Origin of the sequence: Aeromonas sp. FDAARGOS 1416 (genome assembly GCF_019048085.1) — a bacterium.
In the GTDB taxonomy this organism is placed as follows: domain Bacteria; phylum Pseudomonadota; class Gammaproteobacteria; order Enterobacterales; family Aeromonadaceae; genus Aeromonas; species Aeromonas veronii.
The window spans coordinates 1945535-1956272 of the sequence record NZ_CP077301.1; the positions used below are offsets into that span (position 1 = coordinate 1945535).

Below are 10738 nucleotides of genomic sequence, written 5' to 3' on the forward strand. Positions count from 1 at the left end.
TCAATATGAAAATTGTTAGCATTATTCAGGGTGTCGGCACCCAGTTACGCAGTCTGGCCATGGTCTTCTCCCATGCCTGGCGGCCCCGTGAAACCCTCAACTATCCGGAGCAGGCAGTCTATGCGGCCCCCCGCTACCGCGGTCGCATCGTGCTGACCCGTGACCCCGACGGGGACGAGCGCTGCGTGGCCTGCAACCTCTGCGCAGTTGCCTGCCCGGTCGGCTGCATCTCGCTGCAAAAATCCGAGCGGGAAGATGGTCGCTGGTATCCGGAGTTCTTTCGCATCAACTTCTCTCGCTGCATCTTCTGCGGCCTGTGTGAAGAGGCTTGCCCCACCACCGCCATCCAGCTGACACCGGATTTCGAGATGGGTGAGTATCGCCGCCAGGATCTGGTGTACGAGAAGGAGGATCTGCTGATCAGCGGGCCCGGCAAATACCCGGACTACAACTTCTATCGCATGAGCGGGATGGCCATCGACGGCAAGCCGAAAGGGGATGCCGAAAACGAAGCCAAGCCCATCGATGTCAAGAGCCTGCTGCCCTGAGGAGTCAATCATGGAACTGGCATTTTATGCCTCGGCCTTGGTGGCCATTTACAGCACGCTGCGGGTGATCAGCACCAGCAATCCCATGCATGCGCTGCTCAATCTCATCATCTCCCTCATCGCCGTGGCCATGATCTTCTTCTGCTTGGGTGCCGCCTTTGCGGGCGCCCTGCAGGTGATCGTCTACGCCGGCGCCATCATGGTGCTGTTCGTGTTCGTGGTGATGATGCTGAACCTGGGGAGTGCCCAGGCGCAGGAGAAAAAGTGGCTCACCCCCATGACCTGGGGGGGCCCAGCCCTGCTCTCGCTGATCCTGCTGGGCTTTCTGGCCCACGGCATTCTCGGGGTGACCGGCGGCCTGATCGGAGTGACCGAAGTGACCGCCAAGCAGGTGGGTGTCGAGCTCTTTGGCCCCTATGTGCTGGCGGTGGAGCTTGCCTCCATCCTGCTGCTGGCGGGTCTGGTAACCGCCTATCACCTGGGTCGGGAAGAGAAGAGCGGTGAAGTGCTCTCCGTCCCGCGCTCTGCTTCCCGCTCTGCACAAGAAGGAGGTCAGCAATGAATGGAATCCCTATGGAGCACGGCCTCCTGCTGGCCGCGGTGCTCTTCTGCATCGGTTTGTGCGGTCTGCTGATCCGCCGCAACCTGCTCTACATCCTGATGAATATCGAGATCATGATGAATGCCTCGGCACTGGCGTTTGTGGTGGCGGGTAGCCGCTGGGCCCAGGCCGATGGCCAGATCATGTATATCCTGGTGATTTCTCTGGCGGCAGCGGAGGCCAGTATCGGCCTTGCCCTGTTACTGCTGCTCTATCGTCGTTACCACACCCTGAACGTGGACACTGTGAGCGAGATGCGCGGATGAGCCTCTTATATCTGACTTTTCTATTTCCGCTGCTGGGATGGCTGGTGTTGGCCTTCTCCCTCGGCCGGTTTGGTGAGCGTACCTCGGCGCTGATCGGGGTAGGCTCCATTGGCCTGTCGGCCCTCACTACCCTGTGGGTGGGCATCGACTTTCTGGGCAACCCGCCCGAGGGGGGCGTCTATGTCCAGCGCCTGTGGCAATGGATGGCGGTGGGCAACTTTACCCCGAGCTTCTCGCTGGCACTGGATGGCCTGTCGCTGACCATGCTGGGGGTGGTGACCGGGGTGGGTTTCTTCATCCACCTGTTCGCCTCCTGGTATATGCGCGGGGAAGAGGGTTACTCCCGCTTCTTCACCTACACCAACCTCTTTATCGCCAGCATGCTGTTTCTGATACTGGCCGATGACCTGCTGTTTGTCTACCTCGGCTGGGAAGGGGTAGGGCTGTGCAGCTACCTGCTGATCGGCTTCTACTACAAGGATCGCAAGAACGGAGCGGCGGCCCTCAAGGCATTTGTCGTGACCCGGGTGGGTGATGTCTTCCTCGCCATCGGCCTGTTTATCCTCTATCGGGAACTGGGCACCCTCAATATCCACGAGCTGCTGGTTCGTGCCCCGACCCTGTTTGCCGAGGGCTCCCCTGCCCTGTCGCTGGCCTGCCTGATGCTCTTGGGCGGCGCGGTCGGCAAATCGGCACAGCTGCCGCTGCAAACCTGGCTGGCGGATGCGATGGCAGGCCCGACCCCTGTCTCAGCGCTGATCCACGCCGCCACCATGGTGACCGCCGGTGTCTACCTGATTGCCCGTACCCACGGCCTGTTCCTGCTGGCGCCAGAGATCCTCCATCTGGTCGGGCTGGTTGGCGCCATCACCCTAGTGCTGGCAGGCTTTGCCGCGCTGGTTCAGACCGATATCAAGCGGATCCTCGCCTACTCCACCATGAGCCAGATTGGCTACATGTTTCTGGCTCTCGGTGTCGGCGCATGGGAAGGGGCCATCTTCCACCTGATGACCCACGCCTTCTTCAAGGCGCTGCTGTTCCTCTCCGCCGGTGCCGTTATCGTTGCCTGCCACCATGAGCAGAACATCTTCAAGATGGGCGGCCTGCGCAAGAGCCTGCCGCTGGTCTATGCCTGCTTCCTGGTGGGTGGCTCGGCGCTGGCGGCGTTGCCGCTGGTCACTTCCGGTTTCTACAGTAAGGATGCCATCCTGTGGCAAGTGGAAGCATCGGGCCAAAGCGCTCTGCTGTGGGCAGGTCTGGTAGGGGCATTCCTCACCTCGCTCTACACCTTCCGGCTGATCTTTATCGCCTTCCATGGCAAAGAGCAGACCAAAGCCCACGCTGGTCACGGTCTGGCTCACCATCTGCCGCTACTGGTATTGCTGGTGCTCTCCACCGGCATCGGGGCACTGATCACCCCGCCACTGGCAGGTGTGCTGCCGGCAGGCCCGGGTGATCATATCGAAGAGGGTCGTCATGCACTGGAGATAACCTCCGGCATCATCGCCATTGCTGGCATCGCGCTGGCCGCGTTTCTGTTCCTTGGTGAGCGCCGTCTGGCCACCTCCATTGCCAACAGCGCGCCAGGCCGGCTGCTCAGCACCCTCTGGTTCAACGCCTGGGGCTTTGACTGGCTCTATGACCAGCTGTGGGTCAAACCCTATCTGCTGGCGACCCGTCTGGTCGGGCAGGATCCGCTGGACTGGATGATGGGCCTGCCCGCCTGGCTTGCCCTGCGTGGCAACCAGCTGCTGGCCTGGACCGTGACCGGCAAGTTGCGCTGGTATGCCGCCTCCATGGGGATCGGCGCCGTGCTGGTGCTGGCGCTGTTGCTGCTGGGATAACGCGATGAACAACACGAAGATCGTACAGCCGGGCTGTTTGCTCTCCCTGATGGAACAGGGAGCGCAATCTCATATGAACTTGAACGAGAGCTGATACCGTGACCTTACTCTGGATCTTGCTAATTCCTTTTATCGGCGGCTTGCTCTGCTGGCAGATGGAGCGTCTCGGCGGGCAGTTTGTCCGCTGGGTAGCCCTGCTCTCCATGAGCGCCAGCCTGCTGCTCTCCTGTGCCATCTGGCTAAGTGGTGACTTCTCCCTTGCCACCACGGGTCTCGACAGCGCGGGCGTCTCCGGTGCTGCCTCAGCCTGGGCCGCCGAGTGGCGCCTGCCCTGGATCCCGCGCTTTGGCATCTCTTTGCATCTGGCGGTGGATGGCCTGTCGCTCTTGATGGTGATCCTCACCTGCTTTATCGGGGTACTGGCCATTCTCTGTTCGTGGAAAGAGATCGTGCAGCGCATCGGCTTCTTCCACCTCAACCTGCTCTGGATCCTGGGCGGCGTGCTCGGGGTCTTTATGGCGCTGGACCTGTTCCTCTTCTTCTTCTTCTGGGAGATGATGCTGGTCCCCATGTACTTCCTGATTGCGCTCTGGGGCCATTCGGTAACTGACGGCAAATCACGGATCAACGCCGCAACCAAGTTCTTCATCTACACCCAGGTGAGCGGCCTTATCATGCTGGTGGCCATCATCGGGCTGGTGCTGACCCACCAGCATGCCACCGGAGTCTTCACCTTCAACTATCTGGAGTTGCTCAATACACCGATGAGCAAGGGCGTTCAGTGGCTGCTGATGCTGGGCTTCTTTATCGCCTTCGCGGTCAAGATGCCGCTGGTACCGCTGCACGGCTGGCTGCCGGATGCCCACAGTCAGGCGCCGACCGCAGGTTCGGTGGATCTCGCCGGTATTTTGCTGAAAACCGCCGCCTACGGTCTGCTGCGCTTTGCCTTGCCGCTCTTCCCCGAAGCGTCCGCCGAATTTGCTCCCTACGCCATGGTGCTTGGCCTGATCGGGATCGTCTACGGTGCCATCGTGGCCTTTGCCCAGACCGACATCAAACGGCTGGTAGCCTACACCAGCATCTCCCACATGGGCTTTGTGATGATCGCCATCTACTCGGGTAGCGAACTGGCCCTGCAGGGCGCCGTGGTGCAGATGATCGCCCACGGTCTCTCCGCTGCCGGCCTCTTTATCCTCTGCGGTCAGCTCTACGAGCGGTTGCACACCCGGGATCTGCGCCAGATGGGCGGCCTGTGGGGACGCCTGCGCTATCTGCCCGGCGTGATGCTCTTCTTCTCGGTGGCGTCGCTTGGCATGCCGGGCACCGGTAACTTTGTCGGCGAGTTCCTGATCCTGGTCGGCAGCTTCCAGGTTGCCCCTGTTATCACGGCAGTCGCCACCTTCGGTCTGGTACTGGCCTCGGTCTACTCCCTCATCATGTTGCAGCGCGCCTGCTTTGGCCCCGCCAAGGATGAGAGCATGCTCAAGGGACTGGATCGCCGCGAGCTGACCATGATGATGGTGATCGCGGGACTGCTGGTTCTGCTTGGCCTCTATCCCCAACCCGTGATTGATACCGCCAGCAGCAGCCTTATCAACGTGCTGCACTGGTATCTGCTGCCGACTGCTGGAGCCCTGCAATGACTTTCTCCGCTTCCCAACTGCTGGCACTGCTTCCCCTGCTGTTGACCACCGGGGCCATGGCGGCCCTGATGCTGGCCATCGCGTGGCGCCGCTGTGTCACCACCGCCTTTACCGTGACCATTGTTGGCCTCAATCTGGCACTGTTCTCGCTGCCCATCGTGATGGCTCAGGGGGATCAGGGGGTCACCCCGCTGCTGCAAGTGGACAGTTACGCCGTCTTCTATATGGGACTGGTGCTCATCGGCGCCCTGGCCACCTGCACCTTCGGTCAATCGTGGCTGAAAGCCTACCCGGACAACCGGGAAGAGTTCTTCCTGCTGCTGCTGATCGCCACCGCTGGTGGTCTGGTGCTGGCCTGCTCCCGTCACCTCGCCTCTCTCTTTATCGGGATCGAGATGCTGACCCTGCCGATGTTCGGTCTGGTGGGTTACGCCTACCGCGAGCGCCACTCGCTGGAAGCAGCGGTGAAATACATGGTGCTCTCTGCCGCCGCCACCGCCTTCCTGCTGTTTGGCATGGCGCTGCTCTATGCACAGGCTGGCAGCCTGAGCTTTGCTGCCCTGGGGCAGACCCTGGCCGAGAGCCCGGCTCACCATCCGCTGCTGATGGGCGGTTTGGGGTTAATGCTGGTCGGCTTTGCCTTTAAACTCTCCCTGGCCCCCTTCCACCTCTGGACCCCGGATGTCTACGAAGGTGCCCCGGCACCGGTCGCCACCTTCCTCGCCACCGTCAGCAAGGTGGCGGTTTTTGCCGTGCTGTTGCGCTTCTATCTGGCGGTACCGGCGGCGAGCGATCCCATGATCCACTGGCTGCTGGCAGCCATGGCGGTCATATCCATCATGGTCGGCAACCTGCTGGCCCTGGTGCAGACCAACGTCAAACGGATGCTGGGTTACTCCTCCATCTCCCACTTCGGTTACCTGCTGGCGGTGATCGTGGCGAGCCGATTCGGCCAGATGCCGGTGGAAGCGGCCGGGGTCTACCTGCTGATGTATCTCTTCACCAGCCTCGGCGCCTTTGGCGTCGTCAGCATGATGTCGAGCCCCTATCGCGGCAAGGATGCAGACTCCCTGCACAGCTATCGTGGTCTGTTCTGGAAGCGCCCCTATCTGACTGCCGTACTGACGGTGATGATGTTGTCACTCGCGGGCATCCCGATGACCCTCGGCTTTATCGGCAAGTTCTACCTCATCGGCGTCACCGTCGAGGCGCAGCTTTGGTGGCTCTCCGGTGCCATCGTGCTCGGCAGCGCACTGGGTCTCTACTACTACCTCAAGGTGATGGTAACCCTCTATCTGCGCGAACCGGGTATGCAGCAGCGCGATGCCAGCGCCGACTGGGCTCTCTCCTCCGGTGGTGTGGTAGTGCTGCTCTCTGCCGTGCTGGTGGTGTTGCTGGGGCTCTATCCCCAGCCGGTCATCAGCCTGGTACAAGGGTTCCAGCACGTGGTATTGCAGTAACCTTTACCGTCGCTACCCCTCATTACCCGCAAAACCGGCAGCCTTGGCTGCCGGTTTTCTATTTGCGGACCGACAGCATCGCGCACTCCGCGAGCCAGCAAATGACAGATCAATCAGCGAGGGTGATGCCCATCATGGTTTTTGCCATACAACCAGAACCGGGCGAGATCCTCATACCCTCTTGAATTCCTTATTGATATATTGGTTATATTCTGGAATGGAGTTCAGATTGATGAAGCAACACTACGTTTGCCAATTTAACCCGACAGAACTGGCTGCCACGCTGGCACCCTTGCAAGGAGGCAAGCTGACCATACTGCTGGCCGAACAGGATTGCGCTCAGGTCCCCCTGTTGCAGCAGTTGTGCCGCGACTTCAACATCGCCCTGGATGGCGCCATCTTCCCCCAGCTGATCGGTGCGCAAGGATTGTTGCCGCAAGGGGCCTGGCTACTGCCCAGAGCCAACCCCTATCACGCCACACTGCTGCCCCTGACACCGCAGGCCAGCGCAGCATCCCTTGCCCAACTGATTGCGGAACAGGTGGAGAGCATGCTGGCCACCTGGCCAACCCCTTCGCAGCCACCAACCCTGTTTCTGACCTTCGACAACCTCATTCCCAATATCGCCTCCATTCTGGATGCGCTTTATCTGCAACTGGCCAATCGCGTCAACTATGCCGGCGCCAACGCAGGCAGCGGCAGCTTCACCCCCCTTGCCTGCCTGTTCGACAATCAACGGCAACTTGCCTACGGGGTCAACTGCACGCTGCTGCCCAGCAACAGCTTTCCTTTTCTGGAACATGGTTACCAGCTCTCGGCCCAACCGATGCTGGCCACCAGCAGTGAAGCGAACAAGATTGCCTACATCGATTGGCAACCGGCCTTTCAAAAATATCAGGGGCTGATCCGCCAGCAATTCCAGCACACTATGGTGCGCGAGGAGCTCTACCGTTTCGTGGTGCACATGCCACTGGGCCTGCTGAGGGCCAACGGGGATGTGATTGTCAGGATCCCCGTCGAGGCAAACGATGACGGCGCCCTGCTCTGCGCCGGCGAGGTCGCGGAGCACAGCATCCTCACCCTGCTGAAGGCGCCAGAGAGTGCCACCGAACATACCTGCTCACTGGCCAGGCGCCTCAACCAGCAACAAACCCTCACCCGGGCACACTTGTTGGAGGTCTACTACTGCGCAGGACGCCAGCTGCACTTCGACCAGCAGACGGTGACCGAGCTGCGCACCCTGCTGACCCACTCGGGGGCCGGCGATCTGGCAGGAGCCCTCTCCCTTGGCGAAATTGGCAGCGTGCGCCATGGGGATTACCCCCAATTTCATAACGGCGCCATTCTCTGTAACGGGGCAGTGATATGAACAACGACCACGCCATGGCCATCGTCTGCGATCTGGCGCTCTGCATCGGGCGTGAAGTGACGCTGGATGCGCTGCTCACCAAGGTACTGCAACGTTTGATGCATCACTGCGCCACGCCGGTTGGCGCGGTATTGCAGCAACAACGGGAGGGATACAAGCTGCTCAAGGTGATCGGCGACGAGCAGCTGCGTCAGCACACCGGCACCACCCTGACCCTGCCTGGGTGGGTCAGCGAGGAGGAGCACTGCCTGCTGCAACAGACGCTCCCCCTGCCGGGCAGCCGCCCCTACCAGTTTGCCTATCGGCTCAAGGTTGAAGGGGGTTATCTCATCTTGCTGCTCGCCCCCCAGCCACATCAGCAGATCGTACCGGTCTGCCATCTGTTCAGCCCGGTGCTCGGCAACCTGGCCCGCGCCATTTCCCTCTGCAAGGACAGCGAGCTGCTCGCCCTGCGTCAGCAGGCCGAACTGAAGGATCTGAAACACTTCAACGAATCCCTGCTCAAGGCTATCCCGATCCCGGTGTTCTACAAAGATATCGAAGGGCGATTTCTGGGCTGCAACCAGGCCTTCAATCAGGTGATCGGCATCGGCAAGGAGGCACTGCTGGGTCGACGGGTCGAGGAGCTGCTGCCAGTCGGGCTTGCCGAGGCCTACAGCATGCGGGAAGCCGAGTTGCTGCGAAGTCGCCAGCCCCAGTGCATCGAACAGCAGTTGCATGACCGCAATGGCATGCGCTATCAGGTCATCTGTTTCAAGGATCTCTTCTATGACCATCAGGGGATGGTTGCCGGCATCATCGGCACCCTGGTCGACATCACCCGCCTCAAGGAGAGCGAGCGCCACCAGCGTGACCTGCTGTTCCAGACCATCAGTGCCCTCGCCAGCGCCATCAGCCACAAGGATCGCAACAGTGCGGGCCATGAGCTGAGGGTGCGCGATTTGGCACTGGCCATCGGGCAGGCCATGCAACTGCGGCAAGAGCGGCTGGATGCGCTAGGACTGGCGGCCATGGTGCACAATATCGGCCTGCTGCAGATCCCCACCGAGATCATCACCCGCCCACGTGAATTGCGGCCGGTGGAGTTCGAACTGATCAAGCAGCACCCCCAGGCCGGCCACGATATTCTCAAACAGATCGACTTCCCCTGGCCCATCGCCACCATAGTGCTGCAGCACCACGAAAACCTCGATGGCAGCGGCTATCCACAGGGGCTGGCGGGCAACGCCATTACCCTGGAGGCGCGCATTATCCGGGTGGCCGACTCGCTGATCGCCATGACCTCCCATCGCCCGTTCCGCCGGGCCATGCCCCTGAGTGACGCCTTTGCCGAACTGACCCGCTATGCCGGGATCCATTACGATGAAAAAGTGGTCAACAGCTGTATCGTGCTCTGGCAGAGCGGCTACCACTTCGGCCCTCCCATCAGTCAACTTGCAGACAAGGCGGGATAAGATGTCCGAACTCCTCACCTCCTGTGCACTCCCCCACCCACTGACCGATGCGCTCCCCTCCTCGGCGCTGTTGCTGACCCAGGTGATGGATCAGCTTCCCTATCGGGTGCTGCTCAAAGACACCCGCTTCAGCTACATCGCGGGCAACCGCCTGCTGGCGGCGGATCTCGCCCTCTCACCAGAGGCACTGGTGGGCAAGAATGACTGCGATTTCTTTCCTCCCGAACTGGTACAGCGCTATCGGGAGGATGACGCCCGAGTCATGCGCGAGGGGATACACCAGCACATCGAAGAGCCCTATCTGAAGGGGGGGGAAGCCCGCTGGCTCAGCACCACCAAGTTTCCCCTGCGTGATGAGGCGGGGAGTATCGTGGGGGTCGGCGTCTTCTTCGAAGACATTACCGAGCAGAAGTGGCAGCAGGAGAAACTGCAACAGTACAGCTGGACCCAGCAGGCGATCAGCCGCGCCCACCACGCCCTGCTCAAACCGGGCGATGAGCCGCAACTGCTGCAGGATATCTGCGATGCCATCGCCGTCGATGACCGTTTTCCGCTGGTGGCAGTGCTGCAAGGCCAGCCCGAACTCGCCCACCCGCCGAGGATCGTGGCGCAGGCAGGCAGTGCCGATGCCTCGGAACAAACGCTGTGGTTGAACGATGAGGCCCTCACCCAGGCCATCCTCCACCAGCGGCGCCTCAATCAGGTGATCTTCCACGAGCGGCCCCATACCGGCCGCCACCCGTTGCGCTCCCGCCTGCTTATCCCCTTGCCACTGCAGGAGGATCAGGCCGGTGCGCTGATCATTCACAGCGACCAGCCGCGGTTGTTCAGCCAGGAGGAGGAGCAGCTCTTCATCCAGCTGACCGACTACCTCACCTATGGCCTGCAGGCGCGCCATACCCAGCAGGCTTATCTGCGCTCGCAACAGGAGAAGATCTTCCATGCCCGCCAGCTGGAGCTGGCACTGGAAGATGCGCTGGGTGCCATCGCCGCCGTGCTGGAGCAGCGCGATCCCTATACCGCTGGCCATCAGAAACATGTGGCCAAGCTGGCCCAAGCCATCGGCCGGGAGCTCAGGCTGGAAGAGAAGCGACTGCGGGGGATCTATCTGGGCGCCATGGTGCACGATATCGGCAAGATCCAGGTACCGGCTGAAATTCTCACCAAACCGGAACGCCTCACGCCACTGGAGTTCGAGCTGGTCAAGGAACACCCCGCCATCGGCTATCTGGTGCTCAAGGATATCGACTTCCCCTGGCCCATCGCCCGGATGATCCACCAGCACCACGAGTATCTCGATGGCTCCGGCTATCCGCTGGGACTCAAGGGGGATGAGATCCTGCTGGAGGCCCGCATCCTCACCGTCGCCGATATCGTCGAATCCATGTCCTCGGATCGCCCCTATCGCGCCGCCCTCGGCATTCCCCAGGCCCGTGAGCAGATCATCCAGATGCGCGGCCATCAGCTCGATGCGGATGTGGTGGATGCCTGTCTGCGGATCCTCGACCGGGGAGACTTTATCCCCCAACCGCTCGGCAAGCCGTAACGACACG

9 protein-coding genes are annotated in these 10738 nt (G+C 61.2%); all 9 read left to right on the forward strand.

Annotation, left to right across the window (positions count from 1 at the left end):
* Nucleotides 1-5 precede the first annotated feature (5 nt).
* Nucleotides 6-548: an NADH-quinone oxidoreductase subunit NuoI gene (gene nuoI, locus I6L46_RS08575; protein ID WP_005337245.1), complete on the forward strand. Its 543-nt coding sequence runs from the start codon at nucleotides 6-8 to the stop codon at nucleotides 546-548.
* 10 nt (nucleotides 549-558) lie between these two features.
* Complete coding sequence (gene nuoJ / locus I6L46_RS08580; RefSeq protein ID WP_005337246.1) at nucleotides 559-1110, forward strand: NADH-quinone oxidoreductase subunit J; 552 nt, start codon at nucleotides 559-561, stop codon at nucleotides 1108-1110.
* Nucleotides 1107-1415, forward strand: coding sequence for an NADH-quinone oxidoreductase subunit NuoK (gene nuoK / locus I6L46_RS08585; RefSeq protein ID WP_216977886.1), 309 nt, complete (start codon nucleotides 1107-1109; stop codon nucleotides 1413-1415). Before nuoJ ends, nuoK begins: the two co-directional genes overlap by 4 nt.
* On the forward strand, nucleotides 1412-3259 hold the full coding sequence (nuoL, locus tag I6L46_RS08590; RefSeq protein WP_216977887.1) for an NADH-quinone oxidoreductase subunit L: 1848 nt from the start codon (nucleotides 1412-1414) through the stop codon (nucleotides 3257-3259). The genes nuoK and nuoL overlap by 4 nt, the downstream gene beginning before the upstream one ends.
* A gap of 98 nt (nucleotides 3260-3357) precedes the next feature.
* Nucleotides 3358-4902 (forward strand): NADH-quinone oxidoreductase subunit M, encoded by a 1545-nt coding sequence (nuoM, locus tag I6L46_RS08595; RefSeq protein WP_005337249.1) that lies wholly within the window; start codon nucleotides 3358-3360, stop codon nucleotides 4900-4902.
* Entirely contained in the window at nucleotides 4899-6362 is a 1464-nt protein-coding gene (gene nuoN, locus I6L46_RS08600; RefSeq protein ID WP_042056116.1) for an NADH-quinone oxidoreductase subunit NuoN, read from the forward strand. Before nuoM ends, nuoN begins: the two co-directional genes overlap by 4 nt.
* A gap of 232 nt (nucleotides 6363-6594) precedes the next feature.
* Nucleotides 6595-7731 carry an FIST signal transduction protein gene (locus tag I6L46_RS08605; RefSeq protein WP_216977888.1) on the forward strand — a complete coding sequence of 379 codons (1137 nt, stop codon included), beginning with the start codon at nucleotides 6595-6597 and terminating at the stop codon, nucleotides 7729-7731.
* The gene (locus I6L46_RS08610; protein ID WP_216977889.1) at nucleotides 7728-9185 is read left to right on the forward strand and encodes an HD-GYP domain-containing protein; all 1458 of its coding nucleotides are present in this window, start codon (nucleotides 7728-7730) and stop codon (nucleotides 9183-9185) included. Before I6L46_RS08605 ends, I6L46_RS08610 begins: the two co-directional genes overlap by 4 nt.
* A 1-nt stretch (nucleotide 9186) precedes the next feature.
* Entirely contained in the window at nucleotides 9187-10731 is a 1545-nt protein-coding gene (locus I6L46_RS08615) for an HD domain-containing phosphohydrolase (RefSeq protein ID WP_202002214.1), read from the forward strand.
* Nucleotides 10732-10738: the final 7 nt, after the last annotated feature.